The following is an 18,079-nucleotide window of genomic DNA, read 5'->3' as shown; positions in this document are numbered from 1 at the left end:
GTTTTATTTGCTCTGACCATGCGCTCACGGGGTTGACTTTTGCTGCGTCAAAGCACGGCAAGGGATCGGGCGTGAGCTTGCTGCGGCGCAGCGAGACGGAGCTTCCGCGAGGCGTTTATAACGAAGTCAAGATGTGTGGACAGGCGTGAATCGGGCGCGTGATTGCGCTATACGCGAAGGCCGCTTCGAGTTTTGCGCGTGCGGGACGTTCGCGCCGATGCCATTCTGGCGATACAGGCGTTCGCAGTCGGCGAGAGTTTAGATGTATGAGACTGCGCGCGCCGCACTATAGACGCCGCAACCGCGTCTCACGTTCACGGTCGGCTAAGTAGCCGCCGCATGCGCTTGGTGCGTGTCAAGGGAGAATGACCGTGCTTATCGCAGCATGGCCTTTGCGGGAACAGCGCGCCTTTGCAGTCTGCAAGACATCCTCGACGTGAGGCGGCGCATGTTCGTTTCGGCACCGAAGGCTCAACGCGCGTCGCGCCCTCGCGGGCTCGCGGCATGACGTCGCGCGTGTTCATCGCAACAAAAGCGCTGTCCCGCCACCACGATCGACTCGCTGCGTGGCGTATGCACGCCGCATTGCACGCAGCGGATGAGCGGATCGGTGAGCTGCGGAGCATCGCTCGCAGCGGCGCCGCCACGCGTGCGGCGCGCACCAGCGGCACCCGCAGCGCCCGATGAGCCCGCCGCGCCGCTTCCCGCCGACGAACGCGCATCGGCTTGAGCGCGCTCGTTGGCGCGGCGCAGTTTCTTCAGGAGCCATTGGGTCACGAAGAAGAGCGCGATCAGAAGAATGAAGTTTCGCATCGACTTGAACAGGTTGGAAATGCCGCGCTCACACCACTGCGCGATGCAGCAGCACTTCGAAGACGAACCGGCTGCCCACGTAAGCCAGCAGCAACGCGACGAACGAAGCGAGCACCCAGCGCAAGGCAGCGCGTCCGCGCCAGCCGGAAACGCGTCGCGCGGTCAGCAGTGCGCCGAACATCACCCAGGAAAGGAACGCGAACACGGTCTTGTGATCGAGACGCAGCGCGCGATCGACCAGTTGCTCGTTGAACGCGATGCCCGACACCAGCGTCAGCGTAAGCAGCACGAAGCCAGCCGCGATCAATCTGAACAGCAGCTTTTCGAGTGTAAGCAGCGGCGGCAAGGTATCGAGCCAGCTCGCGAGCCAGCCGCCATTGGCCGCATGACGCGTGTTGAGGCCGCGCATGCGCTGCAACCGGCGCTCGAGCAGCAACATGAGCACCGCATGCAGCGCCGCGATGGCGAACAGCCCATAAGCGATATTGGCGATCAGAAAATGCAGCTTGAACATTGGCGCGGCGGAATACGAAAGCACGCGCACGCCGCCGAACAGAAGCGGCAGCAAGGACGCCACGCAAGCGAGCGGCAACACGAGCAGACGCAGGCCGTCGAGCGGAAAGAAGAAGCTTTCGATCCAGTAGATGCCCGCGCCCAGCCAGAACATGGCCGAGAGCGCGAACGCGAAGCCGAAGATCATCGCGTTCTGCGGAAAGATGGTGGTGTGCAGCAGAACGCCATGCACCAGCAATGCCACTAATAATAAAGCGCGCCCGACACCGCTCATGCCCGATGCGCGCGACGTCGATGTCATCGAGCCTACGCCCGCAGGCACGCCCGCCAGCGCCGGTTCGACGGCGGTATGACGATGCGCGCGCCACCCCGCCACGGCTAGTCCGCCGTAGAGAAGCGCAGTGAGGGCATACAGTACAATATCCATGTTCGAAGTTTACACTAGGCCCCGGTTCCGCGACGCCTTCACCCTTGCGCCAGCATAGTGCGCAGCGCGGTGAGCGCGCCATGTCACTGTGAATTCTGGGCCGCATTCTATAGCGCTCCCCATGCTCGACAACCTCACTCAACGGATGGCGCGCGTCGTGAAGACGCTGCGCGGCGAGGCCCGCCTCACCGAGGCCAACACGCAGGAGATGCTGCGCGAAGTGCGTCTCGCGCTTCTCGAAGCAGACGTGGCGCTGCCGGTCGTGCGCGAATTCATCGCCAAGGTGAAGGAAAAGGCGCTCGGCGAGGAAGTCCTATCGAGCCTTTCGCCGGGCCAGGCGCTCGTCGGCGTCGTGCAGCGCGAACTGACTGCCGTGATCGGCGGCGACTACGAAGGCAAGGCCGCCGAACTGAATCTCGCGGTCACGCCGCCCGCCGTCATCCTCATGGCCGGCTTGCAGGGCGCGGGCAAGACCACGACCACCGGCAAGCTCGCCAAGCTGCTGCGCGAAAAGAGCAAGAAGAAGGTGCTGACGGTTTCTGTCGACGTGTATCGTCCGGCGGCTATTCGTCAGTTGCAGACGGTGACCGAGCAGGTCGGCGCGGACTTCTTCCCGTCCGAGCCGGATCAGAAGCCCGCGGATATCGCGCGCGCGGCAATCGACTGGGCCAAGCGCCACTACCATGACGTCGTGATCGTCGACACGGCCGGCCGTCTCGGTATCGACGAAGCCATGATGAAGGAGATCAGCGAGCTACACGCGCTGCTCAAGCCCGCCGAAACGCTCTTCGTCGTCGACGCCATGCTCGGTCAGGATGCGGTCAACACCGCCAAGGCGTTCAACGACGCCCTGCCGCTCACCGGCGTCGTGCTCACCAAACTCGACGGCGACTCGCGCGGCGGCGCGGCGCTCTCCGTGCGTCATGTCACCGGCAAGCCGATCAAGTTCGTCGGCGTCGCGGAAAAGCTCGACGGTCTCGAAGTGTTCCATCCGGATCGCATGGCGAACCGGATTCTCGGCATGGGCGACATTCTCGCGCTCGTCGAGGAAGCGCAGCGCGGCGTCGACACGCAAGCCGCGCAGCAACTCGCCGACAAGGTCAAGAAAGGCGGCGACTTCGACCTGAACGACTTCAAGGCGCAGCTCTCGCAGATGAAGAAAATGGGCGGCCTCTCTTCGCTCATGGACAAGCTGCCCGCGCAGTTTCAGCAAGCGGCGCAAGGCGCGGACATGAACAACGCCGAGAAGCAGATGCGTCGCATGGAAGGCATCATCAATTCCATGACGCTTCAGGAACGCGCGAAGCCCGAGCTCATCAAGGCCGCGCGCAAACGTCGTATCGCGGCGGGCGCGGGCGTGCATGTGCAGGAAGTCAACCGCATGCTGAACCAGTACGAGCAAATGCGCGGCATGATGAAGAAGCTCAAGGGCGGCAACCTGCAAAAGATGATGCGCGGCATGAAGGGCATGATGCCCGGCATGCGCTAGGCGCGACAGAACAGGCCCGCGCTCGCGCCGAACGCCGCGAGGAGCGCGGGTTTATCATAGGGCGCACGCCGCCGTTTCTTTCCACACTAAGTAGTCCGCCTCCCCGCTTCCCTCTATGAATCGCGAAGAAGCTCTCCATATTTTCAGCCACTCCGAAGAGATCGTTTCGGTCGAGGCCGTCAACGCATCGATCGAACGCATGGCTGCAGCCATCAAGGCGACAACGAGCGACGATTTTCCGCTCGTGCTTTCGGTCATGGGAGGCGCGGCCGTTTTCACCGGCATGCTGCTGCCGCATCTCGACTTCCCGCTCGAGTTCGATTACATCCATCTGACGCGCTATCGCAACGCCATCAAGGGCGGCAGCGAAATGCAGTGGCGCGTGGCGCCGGCCGAATCGGTGAAAGATCGCGTGGTGCTCGTACTCGACGATATCCTCGACGAAGGCGAAACCATGGCTGCTATCCGCGACCGCATCATGGCGATGGGCGCGAAGCAGTTTCTGTCGGCGGTGCTGTGCGAGAAGATCATCCCGAAGGCCAAACCGCTGCGTCCTGATTTCTGTGGCTTCGAAGTGCCGGACCGTTATGTGTTCGGCTGCGGCATGGATGCGAAGGGTTACTGGCGGAATCTGCCGACCATTCGCGCGCTGACCGAAGGCGCATGAGCGTTCGTTCGGTAGTCAGTCAAAAAAAGCGGCCGAGGCCGCTTTTTTCATAGCTGATGCACGAAGGTCCGTATGCCCGTGAGCATCATCTCGACCGAAATGGCCACGAGCACGAGCCCCATCAAGCGCTCGAATGCCGTCACCGCGCGCTCGCCGAGCCAGTGTTGAATCTTCTCGGCCAGCACGAGCACGATGGCGCACACGACCATGGTGACCGTGAGCGCACCGATCCATTCCAGCATCTTCCCTGGCGCTTGCGATGTCAGCAGCATTACCGTGGCAAGCGCGGACGGTCCCGCAAGCGCGGGAATGGCGAGCGGCACGATAAGCGGTTCGCCGCCGCGCGAGTCGCCGCCCATCGGGCCGTCGGGATGCGGAAAGATCATTCGCAGCGCGATCAAAAACAGCACGATCCCGCCGCCGATACGCAACGACAGATCCGTCAAGTTCATCGCGCGCAGGAAGCGGTCGCCGGCCAGCATGAACACCAGCAGGATCACGAACGCAATCGCCACTTCCCGCAAGATCACGACGCGGCGCCGCTCGATAGCGACGCCGCGCAGTGCGTTGATAAAGATTGGAATATTGCCGAGCGGATCGGTAATCAACAGAAGCAGAATCGTCGCCGACAGGAAGTTGTATTGCACGTTACTTCGCGAGCGCCTCACGAATCTTGGCCGTCACCATGCCCGCTGCCTCGTCCACCGGCACGAGCGTGGCTTCGGTATCGCGGCGCGCCTGATATTCCAGCTTGCCGTCCTTGAGCCCGCGATCGCCAATCACGATGCGATGCGGCACGCCGATCAACTCCCAGTCCGCGAACATCACGCCCGGGCGCTCACCGCGATCGTCGAGAATTACGTCGAGGCCGGCTTCCTGCAAGGTCGCGTAGAGCTTGTCGGCCTGCTCGCGCACGGCTTCGCTGCGGTCGTAGCCCATCGGGCAGATCACGACTTCGAAAGGCGCAATGGCTTCCGGCCAGATGATGCCCTTGTCGTCGAAGTTCTGTTCGATGGCTGCGCCCAGAATACGCGTGATTCCGATGCCGTAGCAGCCCATCTGCATGGGCGCGGGCTTGCCGTTTTCGTCGAGGAAGGTCGCGCCCATCGAATCCGAGTATTTGGTGCCAAGCTGGAACACGTGGCCCACTTCGATACCGCGACAGATTTCGAGCGTGCCCTTGCCGTCCGGCGAGGGATCGCCCGCGACGACGTTGCGGATATCCGCGACTTCCGGCTCGGGCAGATCGCGGCCCCAGTTTACGCCGGTCGTGTGGAAATCCACTTCGTTCGAGCCGACCACGAAGTCGCTCATGTTCGCGACCGTGCTGTCGGCGATCACGCGCACCGGCTTTTTCGTGCCGATCGGGCCGAGATAGCCCGGCGGCGTGCCGAACCATTCGACGATCTCCGCTTCCGTCGCGAAGCGATAACCCTTGAGGCCTGGCAACTTGCCCGTCTTGATGTCGTTCAACGAATGGTCGCCGCGCAGCATCAGAAGCCAGATGGTCGGCTCGGCGCCTTCGTTGTCGGTGGCGAGAATGATCGACTTGATCGTGCGCTCGAGCGGAATGCCGAGATACTCGGCGACGGCTTCGCACTTCGCCTTGCCGGGCGTCGGCGTCTTTTTGAGCTCTTCGGCGGGCGCGGCGCGCGTGGCGATGAGCGGCACGCCTTCGGCAGCCTCGACGTTCGCCGCGAAATCCGAAGCCGGGCAATACGCGATGTCGTCCTCGCCCGTCTCGGCGATCACGTGGAATTCATGCGAGCCGCTGCCGCCAATCGAACCGTTGTCCGCCGCGACGGCGCGAAACTCCAGGCCGATGCGCGTGAAGATGCGCACGTAGGCATCGAACATTTTCCGATACGACTCGGCGAGGCCGGCCGTGTCTTTATCGAACGAATACGCGTCCTTCATGATGAACTCGCGGCCACGCATGACACCGAAGCGCGGGCGGATTTCATCGCGGAACTTCGTCTGCACCTGATAGAAGTTCACCGGCAACTGCCGATAGCTCTTGATTGCGCTGCGCGCGATCTCGGTCACCACTTCCTCGTGCGTCGGGCCCATGACGAAGTCGCGGTCGTGACGGTCCTTGAAGCGCAGCAGTTCGGGGCCGTATTGTTCCCAGCGTCCCGATTCCTGCCACAGTTCGGCCGGCTGCACGGCGGGCATCAGCAGTTCGAGCGCGCCCGCGCGGTCCATCTCTTCACGCACGATGGCCTCGACCTTGCGTACCGAACGCAAGCCGATTGGCAGGTAATCGTAAATGCCGCCCGCGACGCGACGGATCATGCCGGCGCGCATCATGAGCTTGTGGCTGACGATTTCGGCCTCGGAGGGCGCCTCTTTCAGGGTGCCGATGAAGAAACGGGATGCTTTCATTCGAGTTTTCCAAATGCGCCACGCGCTCCGAAAGCTCTGGCTCTCGAAACTGGCGATACGTGTGAACGACGGGACGGACGACGGCTTTGTACGGAGCAGAGGCGGCGCGTCGATGCGCTACTTCGGCCAACGGAAGAAGATTTTGCCGCACGCGGAGTGCTCTGGCAAAAAGTCGCTTATGCGTGCTTCGAACCCGGGCTAATGACGAAGGCCGGTTCCGCGGGTTGATTCCAATACGCCGTGCCCGTTATCTGTTTATAATCAAAGCAATTTTAAAGGATTCGAAGGTGGTTGTATGCTGGATCGTGAAGGCTTTCGCCCGAACGTCGGCATCATCCTCTTGAACGCGCGCAACGAAGTGTTTTGGGGTAAGCGGCTGCGTGAACATTCCTGGCAGTTTCCGCAAGGGGGCATCAAGTACGGTGAGACCCCTGTGCAAGCGATGTATCGGGAGTTACACGAAGAAACCGGCTTGCTTCCGGAGCACGTCAAGGTCGTCGGTCGCACGCGCGACTGGCTGCGTTATGAGGTGCCGGATAAGTTCATCAAGCGCGAAGTGCGCGGACATTATCGCGGACAGAAACAGATCTGGTTTCTGCTGCGCATGGTGGGACGCGACTGTGACATTTGCCTGCGCGCGACGGACCATCCGGAATTCGATGCCTGGCGCTGGAACGAATACTGGGTCCCGCTGGATGCGGTAATCGAGTTCAAGCGTGACGTTTATCAACTGGCTCTGACCGAGCTATCCCGCTTCTTGCGGCGTACCAACTCCCGCGTCGAACGCGGCGAGCGCGTCGCGCATCACGGACCACGCTATCCACGCGTCGTCCAGACGATGACGATCGAAGCACCTGCCGTAACCGTCGCTGGCAACGAGGTTCAGGCAGAATGCACGATCAGCGAGGAAGTGCATATCATCGTGCAGCGGTCTTCGTGCGACTGATCACTGCGGTTCTTCTTTTACTTTGACACTGAGCACGGCACGGCGAGCAATTCGCCGTGCTGTTGCCGTATGCGCACCTGTTTTCGGGAAGATCGAATTGAAAGCCATTGGTTCATTTGCGTTGTCCGCTGCGGTATCCGTGGCCATGCTGGCCACGCTCGCTGCCTGCTCCAGCAACAAAGGCCCGTCCACTCAGGACGATGGCGTCTTCACCTATCTGCTCGACCAGAAGCCGGAGTGGACCGAGGAAAAGGTCGATACGCTTCCGCCGCTGCCCGAGGCCTCGAATCTGCTTGCGTTCAACGTGTCGCAGAATACGCCGCTGATTTTCGCCGTCGACAAGACTTCGCTTTCGGTCGGCAAGGATGGCGTCATTCGCTACGTGATCGTCGCGACGAGCCCGAGCGGCGCGCGCAATGTGAATTACGAAGGCATTCGCTGCGATACCTACGAATGGCGCCGCTACGCGAGCATCAACGATAACGGTACGGCTTGGGATCGCGAGGTCGCATTCGACTTTCGCCGCATAGAAAATGGCGAATTGAATGCGTATCAGGCGGCGCTGTATCAGGATTATTTCTGCACGAGCAAACTGCCGGTCGGCACGGCCAAGCAGATCGCCAGCAACATTCAGTACAAGCGCACACAGAGTTCCATCAACGTGCGCTGAAGTTGCGTTGACGTTGCGTTGAGTTGAGTTGCGTCGAACGTGCGCTCATGCGAAAAGGCCCGCTTTCAAGCGGGCCTTTTACGTATCAAGTCTCAGACGAGCACCAGATTATCGCGGTGAATCAGCTCCGGCTCCAGCATATAGCCGAGCACCGTTTCGATCTCGCCGCTCGGCCGCCGATGAATCAGCCGCGCTTCTGAACTGCTGTAATTCGTGATACCGCGCGCCACTTCGCGTCCTTCGTCGTCCAAACAGGCGATGACTTCGCCGCGATCGAACGCGCCCTTCACGTCGATCACGCCGATCGGCAGCAAGCTCTTGCCTTCGGCTGTGACCTTCTGAACCGCGCCGTTGTCGATCACCACGTGACCGCGCATTTGAAGGTGATCCGCCATCCACTGCTTGCGCGCCGCAATGCGCGCCGTACACGCGATGAGTTGCGTGCCGATCATCTCGCCGGAAGCGAGCCGCGTGAGCACATCGGCTTCGCGGCCGCTTGCGATCACCGTGTTCGCGCCGCTATGCGCCGCGCGCTTCGCCGCGAGAATCTTCGTCAGCATGCCGCCGCGTCCGAGGCTCGAACCCGCACCGCCCGCCATGGCTTCGAGTTCTGGCGTGCCGGCGTCCGCCTGTTCGACGAGCGTCGCGCTCGGGTCCTTGCGCGGATCGGCGGTGAAGAGGCCGCGTTGGTCGGTGAGAATGACGAGCGCGTCGCCTTCGATCAGATTCGCCACGAGCGCGCCGAGCGTGTCGTTGTCGCCGAACTTGATTTCGTCGGTGATGACCGTGTCGTTCTCGTTGATGATCGGCACCGCGCCCAGACGCAGCAGCGTGAGCAAAGTGGAACGCGCGTTCAGATAGCGCTCGCGGTCGGCCAGGTCGGCGTGCGTCAGCAGAATCTGCGCGGTGCGAATGCCGTGCGCGCCGAAGCTGCTCTCGTAGACCTGCGCGAGCCCCATTTGCCCGACGGCGGCGGCGGCCTGCAATTCGTCGATTTCGCGCGGACGTTTGGTCCATCCAAGCCGATGAATGCCCTCCGCGATCGCGCCGGAACTCACCAGCACGACTTCCTTGCCCTGCTCGCGCAAGGCCGCGATTTGCGCCGCCCAGCGATTGATTGCCGCATGATCGAGCCCGCGCCCGTCGTTGGTAACGAGGCTGGACCCTACTTTCACTACGATTCGCTTAGCAGCGGCGATGACCGAACGCATCGTGCGCATTCTCCTCGGGTGTCGCGGCCCACGCGGGCGGGCCGCGTCGTTACTCTTCGTCTACGTCTTTGTCTGCTTGCTCTTTCACAGGCGTGTTGCGAAAGCGCACGTCCGCCGCGAGATCCTCGGCCTCGGCCGCGCGCGACGCGTCCGAGTTCTGCGAAATGTAGTCGTAGATTGCATAGATGAGCGCCTCGCAACCCTGACCGGTCAGCGCCGAAATCTCGTACACCGGCCCGGTCCATTCGAAACGCTCGACGAAGTCGTCGATACGCGCGCGACGTTCGTCTTCCGGCACCATGTCGAGCTTGTTCAGCACGAGCCAGCGCGGCTTTTCGTAGAGCGACTCGTCGTATTTGCGCAGTTCGTTGACGATGGCCTTCGCCTCGGCAACGGGATCGACGTTTTCATCGAACGGGGCGAGATCGACCAGATGCAACAGCACGCCCGTGCGCTGCAAGTGACGCAGAAAGCGATGCCCAAGCCCCGCGCCTTCCGCCGCGCCTTCGATCAGGCCGGGAATGTCCGCGATCACGAAGCTCTTGCTCGGACCCACGCGCACCACGCCGAGATTCGGCGCAAGCGTGGTGAAGGGATAATCGGCGATCTTCGGCCGCGCGTTCGACACCGACGCGATAAACGTGGATTTCCCCGCGTTCGGCATGCCGAGCAGACCGACATCCGCGAGCACCTTCAGCTCGAGCTTGAGCATGCGGCGCTCGCCCGGCTTGCCGTCGGTCTTCTGACGCGGCGCACGGTTCGTGCTCGACTTGAAATGTAGATTGCCGAGGCCGCCCGAGCCGCCTTGGGCAATCAGAATCTGCTGATTGTGTTCGGTCAGATCGGCGATGAGTTCGCCCGTGTCCTGATCCGTGATGATGGTGCCGACCGGCATGCGCAACGTGATGTCGTCGCCACCTTTGCCGTAGCAGTCCGCGCCGCGACCGTTTTCGCCGTTGCGTGCCTGATGCTTCTTCGAGAACCGGTAGTCGATCAGCGTATTGATATTGCGATCCGCAACCGCGTAGACGCTGCCGCCGCGACCGCCGTCGCCGCCGTCCGGTCCGCCGAACGGGACGAATTTTTCGCGGCGCATCGACGCGCTGCCATCTCCCCCGTCGCCGGCGATGACTTCAATTCTCGCTTCGTCAATGAACTTCATGCGTTGCTCCGTCCCGTGTTTCTGCTCGATGAGACCGGAACTTGCATTGAAGCTCAAGTTCCGGTCGAGATACTATTTTGCCGTGACTGACGTGCGCCAGCCATGGTGATGAAGAATTCCTGGCGATGCGGCGTTTCGCGCATCCAAAAAACAAAAGGCCCCGCGAACTTCGCGGGGCCTTTGTCGGTCCTGAAGCCCGTGCAGTAAAACTTAAGCTGCCGGGACGACGACGACCGTGTGCTTTCTTGCTGCGCCCTTCGTCACGAACTTGACGTGACCGTCGGCCAGCGCGAACAGCGTGTGATCCTTGCCGATGCCGACGTTTTCACCCGGGTGCATGCGCGTGCCGCGCTGGCGAACGATGATGCCGCCTGCGTTGATTGCCTGGCCGCCATAAACCTTCACGCCGAGGCGTTTCGATTCTGAGTCGCGGCCGTTGCGGGAAGACCCGCCTGCTTTTTTGTGTGCCATTTGATTAGCTCCTTAACCGATTTCCGCGTAACGATAACGATGCGACCACGCCTTAGGCGTTGATCGCGTCGATGCGCAGTTCGGTGTAGTTCTGGCGATGGCCAGCGTGCTTTTGGTAGTGCTTCCGGCGACGCATCTTGAAGATGGTCACTTTGGCATGACGACCTTGGGAGACCACGGTAGCCTTGACGGAAGCCCCACTGACCAGCGGCGCACCGAACTTAATCGATTCGCCTTCGCCTACTGCGAGAACCTGGTCGAGCGTGATTTCAGCGTCAATGTCTGCCGGTATCTGTTCTACTTTCAATTTTTCGCCAACGGCAACTTTGTACTGCTTGCCGCCGGTTTTTATGACCGCGTACATTGAGAACCTCACTCTGAATTCATTTTTCCACGCACCGCGCGAGGAAAACACGAGATTATACATAGGGTTAGAGGCTTCGTCAAAACGCATTGACAATCCCGTGCGTTGTGCATGACGGCGCGATCCTCGGCGAAAACAGTCCGATTTGACGCCGATTTCGCGGGCAAACGCCCCCGATGCTCGCGCCCGACACGCGTGGTCAGTCGGATTCGCCTTATAATCCGCCGCATCACCTTATTAGCCGATCATGTCGTCCACCGCCACTTCCCCTCCCAACGCCGCCGCACTGCTTGCCCCGATCGCCGAGGACATGCAGCAGGTCAATCGCGTCATCCGGCAGCGCCTGGCATCAGAAGTGATGCTCATCAACCAGATTTCCGAGTACATCATCGGCGCGGGCGGCAAGCGCTTGCGGCCGGCGCTCCTGCTACTCGTCGCGGGCGCGCTCGGGGACACGACGGGGCACCGGCATGAACTGGCCGCCGTGGTCGAGTTCATTCATACGGCGACGCTTCTCCACGACGACGTGGTCGACGAATCCGACCTGCGTCGCGGCCGCAAGACGGCCAATGCGCTCTTCGGCAATGCTGCGAGCGTGCTGGTCGGCGACTTCCTGTATTCGCGCTCGTTCGAAATGATGGTGACCGTTGGCAAGATGCGCGTGATGGAGATTTTATCCGTCGCGACCAACGTCATCTCCGAAGGCGAAGTGCTGCAGCTTTTGAACATGCACGATCCGGACGTGGACGAAGCGCGTTACATGCAGGTGATCCGCTACAAGACGGCGAAGCTTTTCGAAGCGGCGGCCCAGCTCGGCGCGGTACTTTCAGGCTCTGACGCGCGCACGGAAGCAGCGGCGGCGGAATTCGGCCGGCGCATCGGCACCGCGTTTCAGATCATGGACGACTGGCTCGATTACACCGGTACGCCTGAATCCATGGGCAAGAATGCCGGCGACGACCTGCGCGAAGGCAAGCCTACGCTGCCGCTCATCTATTTGATGGAGCACGGCACGCCAGAGCAAGCGACACTCGCGCGCGAGGCGATCGAGCAAGGCGGCACCGATCGATTCGATACGATCTTCCACGCCATTACGACTTCCGGCGCGCTCGATCACACGCTTGAGTGCGCGCGCAAGGAAGCGCACGCTGCGGCAAGCGCGATTTCTTCGTTTCCAGATTCCATTTACAAAGAAAGCCTGATAGAATTATGTTCTTACTCGACGTCGAGGCAGTCTTGAAAGAGACTAAACCGCCTCTAAAGTCCAGGTAAAAACAAATTCGGGGTGTAGCTTAGCCTGGTAGAGCGCTACGTTCGGGACGTAGAGGCCGGAGGTTCGAATCCTCTCACCCCGACCAGAATTGCTGAAAAACCCGCATGGTCCGCCATGCGGGTTTTTTGTTTTGCGCGGCTGATTTACGCGTCTGCCATGGGTCCGCCAAGCGCGTGCACGCAGCAGGCAAGTCAATAAACCCGTCTGTTATAGTCGTCCCCATCACCGCCCCTACTCGATAACGCGTGGACAACCTTCCCTTATGGGCGCAAATTTGCGCCATCTTTCTGCTGCTCATTCTTTCTGGTTTTTTCTCGATTTCCGAAACGTCGATGATGGCGCTCAATCGCCATCGGTTGAAATTCCTTGCTAGTCAAGGATCGCTGCGCGCGCGCACCACGCAAGGACTGCTCGCCAAGACCGATCAACTGCTTTCGGTCATTCTCATCGGCAACAACCTGATCAATACGATCATCCCGGTTCTCACCACGTCGATTGCGCTCAAGACTTTCGGCCACAACAACATGGTCCTGTCGATCACGACGGGCATGGTCGCGTTTCTCATCATCGTGTTCGCGGAAATCGCGCCGAAAATCGTCGGCGCGACATATCCCGAAAAAGTCGCGCTGCCCGCGAGCCTGATCCTTTCGCCGCTCATGCGCATCGCGCGGCCGCTCGTGTGGTTCGTGAATCTTTTCGCCAACGCCATTCTGAGCGCGTTGCACATCAACACGAAAGGCGGCCGCGATCAACGCATTTCGCCGGAAGAATTGCGCACCATCGTGCTGGAATCGGGCAGTTTCATGCTGACCAAGCACCGCAGCATCCTGCTGAATCTGTTCGATCTAGAAAACATTTCCGTCGATGACGTGATGATCCCGCGCCGACGCATTGAAGCGCTCGACTTCGATGCGCCCTTCGACCAAATTCTGCATCAACTCGAAACCTGCTATCACAATAAGCTGGTGGTGTTTCAGGGCGATATCGACCGCGTGCTAGGCGTGCTCCACGTGCGCAAGACCTTGTCCGCGCTGCATAACCAGGAACTCGAACGCGAGACGCTGCGCGCGCTGCTCGCCGAGCCTTACTTCGTGCCGACCGGAACGCCCGTGTTCCAGCAGCTTCAGTACTTTCAGGAAAGCGGCCAGCGAATCGCGATCGTCGTCAACGAATACGGTGAATTGCAGGGGCTCGTGACGCCGGAAGACATCATCGAAGAACTGATCGGTGAATTCACGACGACGATTCCGCGCGGCGCAGGTTCGCGCGGCGGCTGGGACGACAAAGGCGAGTGCATCGTGGCGGGCAGCATGCCGCTGCGCGAACTCAACCGCTGGCTCAAGCTGACCCTGCCGACCGATGGCCCCAAGACGCTCAACGGTCTGATCCTCGAAACGCTGGAGGACATTCCGGACGGCGACGTGTCGGTGCGTATCGCGGGCGTGTATTTCGAAGTCATGCGCAGCGACGATCAAGCCATCCGCACGGTCAAGATTTTCCGCCCCGTCGCGCCGGTCAAACGCCCGCAGCGTTAGCCATTCGGACGACTACGCACGCGCCATGCGCCGCGAGATGATCGGAGCCTTCCGACATCGACCGGCTCACGCGCATGAATTCTCCCTTTCGCCTTGCTTCTACCGCCGATCCGGCACCCGATTCCCCTTCCGATCAAGACGCGCCCGCGGTCACGCTAGTCGCCGATACGCTGCGCGAAGCGGCGTCGCGCGGCGCGTCCGATGTCCACATCGAGCCGGGCGAGCATGGCTGGCGCGTTCGTTTGCGTGTCGATGGCGTGCTCCATGTGTTGCGGCATCCGCCGACGCATCTGCGCGATGCCGTCATCACGCGAATCAAGGTGCTGGCGCGGATGGATATCGCCGAGCGGCGCGTGCCGCAGGACGGGCGGCTGCGTCTCGCGCTGGCGGGCGGGCAGATTGGCGACTATCGCGTGAGTTCGCTGCCGACCGTGTTCGGCGAAAAGTTGGTATTGCGCAGGCTCGACGCGCTGCCGCCCGCTCTTTCGCTCGATGCCCTCGGGCTCGATGCGCAGCAAAGCCGCACGGTCGAGTCCGCCATTCGCGCGCCGCATGGTCTCGTGCTCGTGACGGGTCCGACCGGCAGCGGCAAGACGCTCTCGCTCTATTGTTTCCTGCAGATGCTCAACGCCGAGGCGCGCAACATCTGCTCGGTCGAGGACCCGGTGGAGATTCAACTCGCGGGTATCAATCAGGTGAACGTGCGCGACAAGGCGGGGCTCAACTTCGCCGTCGCCTTGCGCGCGTTCATGCGGCAAGACCCGGACATCGTGATGGTCGGGGAAATCCGCGATGCCGAAACCGCCGACGTCGCCGTGAAAGCCGCGCAGACCGGCCATCTCGTGCTGTCGACGCTGCACACCAACGACGCGCCCGCGGCTATCGCACGGCTGATCGATATCGGCGTCGCGCCGTATAACCTCGCATCCGCGCTGCGGCTCGTCACCGCGCAAAGGCTCGTGCGCAAGCTGTGCGAGGCGTGTCGCGCGCCCGCGCCACTTACGCTAGATGACGGCATCCGGCCGTTCGAACCGCGTGGGTGTCCGGCGTGTCATGGCATCGGATATCGCGGGCGCGTCGGCGTGCATCAAGTGATGCCGGTTTCCGATGACATCCGCGAACTCATCGTCGGACGCGCGGCGACGCACGCCATTGCCCGCACAGCGCAACTGCACGGCATGCCCGCCTTGCGCGATGCCGCTTTCGCACGCGTTCGCGAGGGCGTGACGAGCGTCGCGGAAGCCACCGAGGCCACGGAAATCGCATGATGCGCGACGAATCCACGGACACGCGCTTCGCGTGGCGCGGCGTCGATGCCGACGGCCGGCGCCGCAGCGGCAAGACCATCGCCGCCGATGCCGCGTCGGCGCGCGCGTCGCTTCGGTCCAGCGGCGTGATCGTCATTGGGCTGGAGGCACTCGGCCGGGCCCCGGCGCCGCGCACGAAAGGGATCGAGATCACGGTCTTTACGCGTCAGCTCGCCGGTTTGCTGCGCGCGGGACTGCCGCTCGCAAATGCGCTCGACATGCTATCCAACGCCGGTTCGCGCGGCGGATTGGCGCGTCTCATGCGCACGCTCGCCCGCGACATCACACGCGGCGTGCCGTTTTCGGCGGCGCTAGCGCGTCATCCCGCTTCGTTCGATGCGCTGTATTGTCAGCTCGTCGCGGTCGGCGAAGTGGCGGGCGCGCTGCCTGCCGTACTCGGACGTATCGCCGATGACCGCGAGCGCAGCGCGTCGCAACGCGCGAAGCTGCGTGCCGCGCTGACCTATCCGGCGATGGTGCTACTGCTGTCGCTCGCGATCACGGCGGGGCTGCTGATCGGCGTCGTGCCGACCTTCAAGACGATCTTCGACGGCTTCGGCGCCGCCCTGCCCGCGCCGACGCGCTTCGTGCTCGCGTTATCGGACGGCGTCGCGCGTCATGGCGTGCCGTTCGTGGTGGTTTGCGCGTGCGTGGCGCTGATCGGCATACATCGGCTGAAGCGGTCACCGCAGGCGCGACGGCGCGCGGATCTCGCCGCGCTGCGTTTGCCGCTCGCGGGCACGTTGCTGCGCTCGCTTGCGGTGGCGCGCTGGAGCCGCGCGCTCGGCACGCTGCTCGCGGCCGGCACGCCACTCTCCGACGCATTCGATTCGCTCACGCAGGCCACCGGCAATCGCGTGTTCGACGACGCCACCGTGGAGATCGCCGTGCGTCTGCGGCGCGGCGAGCGTCTCGCGGCCGCCATGCGCGCGCTGCGGTGCTTCCCCGATGACGTCGTGCAGCCGATCGCCGTCGCCGAGGAATCCGGCTCGCTCGACGCCATGCTGCTCGATCTCGCGAGCCTTGCCGACCGGCAGGTGGACGATCGCATCGGCACCTTTGCGAGTCTGTGCGAACCCGTGGTGATCGCCGTGCTGGGCGCGCTCGTGGGCGGTCTCGTCATCGCGATGTATCTTCCCATCATTCAGCTCGGCAACGTGGTGTAGCATCGCGGGCCAAAGCCATCGTTTCACTAACATGCAGCCTTTGTTCGATCCATCCGCCGTTCATTACGCCAGCCGCTATTTCGCGGCTTTTGCCGCGCTTCCGTACGCCGTTCAGTACGGCTTCGCCATCGTGTTCGGCCTCGTGATCGGCAGCTTTCTCACCGTCGTCGTGCACCGCTTGCCGGTCATGCTCGAACGCGCCTGGCGCGCCGAAGTCGATGCAGCGCTTCCAAATGCTCCGCAGCCCGAAGGCGATTCCTACCCTAAACGCTTCAACCTCGCCGTGCCGCGCAGTGCGTGCCCTCATTGCGGTCACGTCCTGCGCGCGTGGGAAAACATTCCCGTCGTCAGCTATCTCGCTCTGCGTGGAAGATGCGCGTCATGCGGCGCGCGCGTGAGCCCGCGTTACCCGCTGACCGAACTGACGACGGGCACGTTCGCCGCGCTTTCGCTCTACGCGTTCGGACCGGACTGGCCCGCGTTCGCCGCGTTCGGGCTGTGCGCGACGCTCTTGGCGGCCAGTCTCATCGATTACGACACGCGCTATTTGCCCGATGTGCTGACGCTGCCTCTGCTTTGGGCCGGGCTCATCGTCAATTTCGGCGCGGGCGGGTTTGCGACGCTGCACGATGCCGTGACCGGCGCCATCGCGGGCTACCTTTTCCTGTGGTGCGTCTATTGGCTCTTCAAACTCGCGCGCGGCGTCGAAGGCATGGGCTACGGTGACTTCAAGCTACTCGCGGCTATCGGCGCGTGGCTCGGCTGGGAAGCGCTTGCGCAGGTCGTGCTGATCTCGGCGGTCGCGGGCGCGGCCTTCGGCATCGTGGCGACGTGGCGCGGGCGCATGCGCTTCGAAGAACCGCTGCCATTCGGGCCGTTCCTCGCGGCGGGCGGCGCGACCACGCTTTTTATCGGAACACCGCTTTATGCTTTGTTCGGATGACGACAAGGAGCCACGGATGTTCAGCATCGGTCTGACGGGCGGCATCGGCAGCGGCAAAAGCACGGTCGCTGACCTTTTCGCGGCGCGCGGCGTGCCGCTAGTCGATACCGATCTCATCGCGCATCGGGTGACAGCGCCGGGCGGCGTCGCAATGCCGCTTATCGCGAATGAGTTTGGCCGAGAGTTCGTTGCAACCGACGGCTCGCTCGACCGCACGAAAATGCGCACGCTCGTCTTCTCCGACGATACCGCGAAGGCCCGGCTCGAAGGCATCGTGCATCCGCTGATTCGCGCGGAGACCGAGCGTCAGCGGCAGGCTGCAACGGGCGCGTATCACATCGTCGTCGTACCGCTTCTGGTGGAATCGGGCAACTGGAAGACGCGAGTGTCACGCGTGCTGGTGGTCGATTGCCCGGTAGAAACGCAGATCGCGCGCGTCATGCGACGTAATGGCTTTGCGCGCGAACAAGTGCTCGCGATCATTGCGAAGCAGGCAACGCGCGAAGCACGCCTCGAAGCAGCGGACGATATCGTCATAAACGATGAAACATCCACGCTGGACACGCTCGCCCGTCATGTCGATACCTTGCACGCCTGCTATCTCGCGCTGGCGTCCGAATGAGCGTTCGTTGCGGCCGGCATGGGCGAAATTATCGAAATGCTTCGAAATCGACCTAAATGTGGCGCGATTTGCTAGGGTAGGGATGCAGCATTAGAATGTCCTGACTTCCCTGCCG

The 18,079-nt window shown here is 62.3% G+C and carries 18 protein-coding genes and 1 tRNA gene; 11 read left to right on the top strand and 8 right to left on the bottom strand.

What is annotated here, in order from left to right; translation table 11 throughout:
- Positions 1–471: 471 nt before the first annotated feature.
- Together ACYQ47_RS24080 and ACYQ47_RS24075 are read right to left on the bottom strand one after the other, a co-directional pair.
- Positions 472–813 (bottom strand): PP0621 family protein, encoded by a 342-nt coding sequence (locus ACYQ47_RS24080; protein ID WP_459907266.1) that lies wholly within the window; start codon positions 811–813, stop codon positions 472–474.
- 28 nt (positions 814–841) lie between these two features.
- A complete protein-coding gene (locus tag ACYQ47_RS24075) occupies positions 842–1,753 on the bottom strand; it encodes a cytochrome C assembly family protein (protein ID WP_244826274.1) in 912 nt (303 codons plus the stop codon).
- 121 nt (positions 1,754–1,874) lie between these two features.
- Here ACYQ47_RS24075 and ffh point away from each other — a divergent pair, with 121 nt between their 5' ends.
- Together ffh and ACYQ47_RS24065 are read left to right on the top strand one after the other, a co-directional pair.
- Positions 1,875–3,242 carry a signal recognition particle protein gene (ffh, locus tag ACYQ47_RS24070; protein WP_244826275.1) on the top strand — a complete coding sequence of 456 codons (1,368 nt, stop codon included), beginning with the start codon at positions 1,875–1,877 and terminating at the stop codon, positions 3,240–3,242.
- A 115-nt stretch (positions 3,243–3,357) separates the two neighbouring features.
- Positions 3,358–3,909 carry a hypoxanthine-guanine phosphoribosyltransferase gene (locus ACYQ47_RS24065; protein ID WP_459907263.1) on the top strand — a complete coding sequence of 184 codons (552 nt, stop codon included), beginning with the start codon at positions 3,358–3,360 and terminating at the stop codon, positions 3,907–3,909.
- A 47-nt stretch (positions 3,910–3,956) separates the two neighbouring features.
- Here ACYQ47_RS24065 and ACYQ47_RS24060 read toward each other — a convergent pair whose 3' ends face one another.
- Both ACYQ47_RS24060 and ACYQ47_RS24055 read right to left on the bottom strand, forming a co-directional pair.
- Positions 3,957–4,556: a MarC family protein gene (locus tag ACYQ47_RS24060; RefSeq protein WP_244826277.1), complete on the bottom strand. Its 600-nt coding sequence runs from the start codon at positions 4,554–4,556 to the stop codon at positions 3,957–3,959.
- 1 nt (position 4,557) lies between these two features.
- A complete protein-coding gene (locus tag ACYQ47_RS24055) occupies positions 4,558–6,294 on the bottom strand; it encodes a proline--tRNA ligase (RefSeq protein WP_459907260.1) in 1,737 nt (578 codons plus the stop codon).
- A gap of 295 nt (positions 6,295–6,589) precedes the next feature.
- On the opposite strand from ACYQ47_RS24055, the gene ACYQ47_RS24050 reads away from it, so the two are divergent.
- Together ACYQ47_RS24050 and ACYQ47_RS24045 are read left to right on the top strand one after the other, a co-directional pair.
- Entirely contained in the window at positions 6,590–7,240 is a 651-nt protein-coding gene (locus ACYQ47_RS24050; RefSeq protein ID WP_244826279.1) for an RNA pyrophosphohydrolase, read from the top strand.
- A 106-nt stretch (positions 7,241–7,346) separates the two neighbouring features.
- Positions 7,347–7,910 carry a CNP1-like family protein gene (locus ACYQ47_RS24045; RefSeq protein ID WP_370652138.1) on the top strand — a complete coding sequence of 188 codons (564 nt, stop codon included), beginning with the start codon at positions 7,347–7,349 and terminating at the stop codon, positions 7,908–7,910.
- Positions 7,911–8,002: 92 nt separating this feature from the next.
- Here ACYQ47_RS24045 and proB read toward each other — a convergent pair whose 3' ends face one another.
- From proB to rplU, 4 genes are all read right to left on the bottom strand, one after another.
- Positions 8,003–9,121: a glutamate 5-kinase gene (gene proB, locus ACYQ47_RS24040; RefSeq protein ID WP_459907258.1), complete on the bottom strand. Its 1,119-nt coding sequence runs from the start codon at positions 9,119–9,121 to the stop codon at positions 8,003–8,005.
- Positions 9,122–9,170: 49 nt separating this feature from the next.
- A complete protein-coding gene (gene cgtA, locus ACYQ47_RS24035) occupies positions 9,171–10,283 on the bottom strand; it encodes an Obg family GTPase CgtA (protein WP_459907256.1) in 1,113 nt (370 codons plus the stop codon).
- Positions 10,284–10,493: 210 nt separating this feature from the next.
- On the bottom strand, positions 10,494–10,754 hold the full coding sequence (gene rpmA / locus ACYQ47_RS24030; RefSeq protein ID WP_014192314.1) for a 50S ribosomal protein L27: 261 nt from the start codon (positions 10,752–10,754) through the stop codon (positions 10,494–10,496).
- Positions 10,755–10,806: 52 nt separating this feature from the next.
- A complete protein-coding gene (gene rplU / locus ACYQ47_RS24025) occupies positions 10,807–11,118 on the bottom strand; it encodes a 50S ribosomal protein L21 (RefSeq protein ID WP_244828118.1) in 312 nt (103 codons plus the stop codon).
- 247 nt (positions 11,119–11,365) lie between these two features.
- Here rplU and ACYQ47_RS24020 point away from each other — a divergent pair, with 247 nt between their 5' ends.
- From ACYQ47_RS24020 to coaE, 7 genes are all read left to right on the top strand, one after another.
- Positions 11,366–12,358, top strand: coding sequence for a polyprenyl synthetase family protein (locus ACYQ47_RS24020; RefSeq protein WP_244826283.1), 993 nt, complete (start codon positions 11,366–11,368; stop codon positions 12,356–12,358).
- Positions 12,359–12,399: 41 nt separating this feature from the next.
- Positions 12,400–12,476 (top strand) — tRNA-Pro (locus ACYQ47_RS24015).
- Positions 12,477–12,636: 160 nt separating this feature from the next.
- Positions 12,637–13,926: an HlyC/CorC family transporter gene (locus tag ACYQ47_RS24010; RefSeq protein WP_459907253.1), complete on the top strand. Its 1,290-nt coding sequence runs from the start codon at positions 12,637–12,639 to the stop codon at positions 13,924–13,926.
- Positions 13,927–14,000: 74 nt separating this feature from the next.
- A complete protein-coding gene (locus tag ACYQ47_RS24005) occupies positions 14,001–15,194 on the top strand; it encodes a GspE/PulE family protein (protein WP_250526265.1) in 1,194 nt (397 codons plus the stop codon).
- Positions 15,191–16,399, top strand: a complete 1,209-nt coding sequence (locus ACYQ47_RS24000) for a type II secretion system F family protein (protein ID WP_459907251.1) — start codon at positions 15,191–15,193, stop codon at positions 16,397–16,399. The genes ACYQ47_RS24005 and ACYQ47_RS24000 overlap by 4 nt, the downstream gene beginning before the upstream one ends.
- 31 nt (positions 16,400–16,430) lie before the next feature.
- Complete coding sequence (locus ACYQ47_RS23995; protein WP_459907249.1) at positions 16,431–17,342, top strand: prepilin peptidase; 912 nt, start codon at positions 16,431–16,433, stop codon at positions 17,340–17,342.
- 16 nt (positions 17,343–17,358) lie between these two features.
- Entirely contained in the window at positions 17,359–17,964 is a 606-nt protein-coding gene (gene coaE, locus ACYQ47_RS23990; protein ID WP_459907247.1) for a dephospho-CoA kinase, read from the top strand.
- Positions 17,965–18,079: the final 115 nt, after the last annotated feature.

The organism is Caballeronia sp. HLA56 (assembly GCF_054655155.1).
Note: the sequence above shows the minus strand (reverse complement) of the source record. Positions and strands in the feature narration are given on the sequence as shown.

Coding starts and splice junctions, on each gene's coding strand:
- rplU (WP_244828118.1), bottom strand. CDS start 11,118: ATGTACGCGGTCATAAAAACCGGCGGCAAGCAGTACAAAGTTGCCGTT.
- coaE (WP_459907247.1), top strand. CDS start 17,359: ATGTTCAGCATCGGTCTGACGGGCGGCATCGGCAGCGGCAAAAGCACG.
- ACYQ47_RS24080 (WP_459907266.1), bottom strand. CDS start 813: ATGCGAAACTTCATTCTTCTGATCGCGCTCTTCTTCGTGACCCAATGG.
- ACYQ47_RS24050 (WP_244826279.1), top strand. CDS start 6,590: ATGCTGGATCGTGAAGGCTTTCGCCCGAACGTCGGCATCATCCTCTTG.
- ACYQ47_RS24055 (WP_459907260.1), bottom strand. CDS start 6,294: ATGAAAGCATCCCGTTTCTTCATCGGCACCCTGAAAGAGGCGCCCTCC.
- ACYQ47_RS24020 (WP_244826283.1), top strand. CDS start 11,366: ATGTCGTCCACCGCCACTTCCCCTCCCAACGCCGCCGCACTGCTTGCC.
- ACYQ47_RS24005 (WP_250526265.1), top strand. CDS start 14,001: ATGAATTCTCCCTTTCGCCTTGCTTCTACCGCCGATCCGGCACCCGAT.
- ACYQ47_RS24000 (WP_459907251.1), top strand. CDS start 15,191: ATGATGCGCGACGAATCCACGGACACGCGCTTCGCGTGGCGCGGCGTC.
- proB (WP_459907258.1), bottom strand. CDS start 9,121: ATGCGTTCGGTCATCGCCGCTGCTAAGCGAATCGTAGTGAAAGTAGGG.
- ACYQ47_RS24065 (WP_459907263.1), top strand. CDS start 3,358: ATGAATCGCGAAGAAGCTCTCCATATTTTCAGCCACTCCGAAGAGATC.
- ffh (WP_244826275.1), top strand. CDS start 1,875: ATGCTCGACAACCTCACTCAACGGATGGCGCGCGTCGTGAAGACGCTG.
- ACYQ47_RS24075 (WP_244826274.1), bottom strand. CDS start 1,753: ATGGATATTGTACTGTATGCCCTCACTGCGCTTCTCTACGGCGGACTA.
- ACYQ47_RS23995 (WP_459907249.1), top strand. CDS start 16,431: ATGCAGCCTTTGTTCGATCCATCCGCCGTTCATTACGCCAGCCGCTAT.
- cgtA (WP_459907256.1), bottom strand. CDS start 10,283: ATGAAGTTCATTGACGAAGCGAGAATTGAAGTCATCGCCGGCGACGGG.
- rpmA (WP_014192314.1), bottom strand. CDS start 10,754: ATGGCACACAAAAAAGCAGGCGGGTCTTCCCGCAACGGCCGCGACTCA.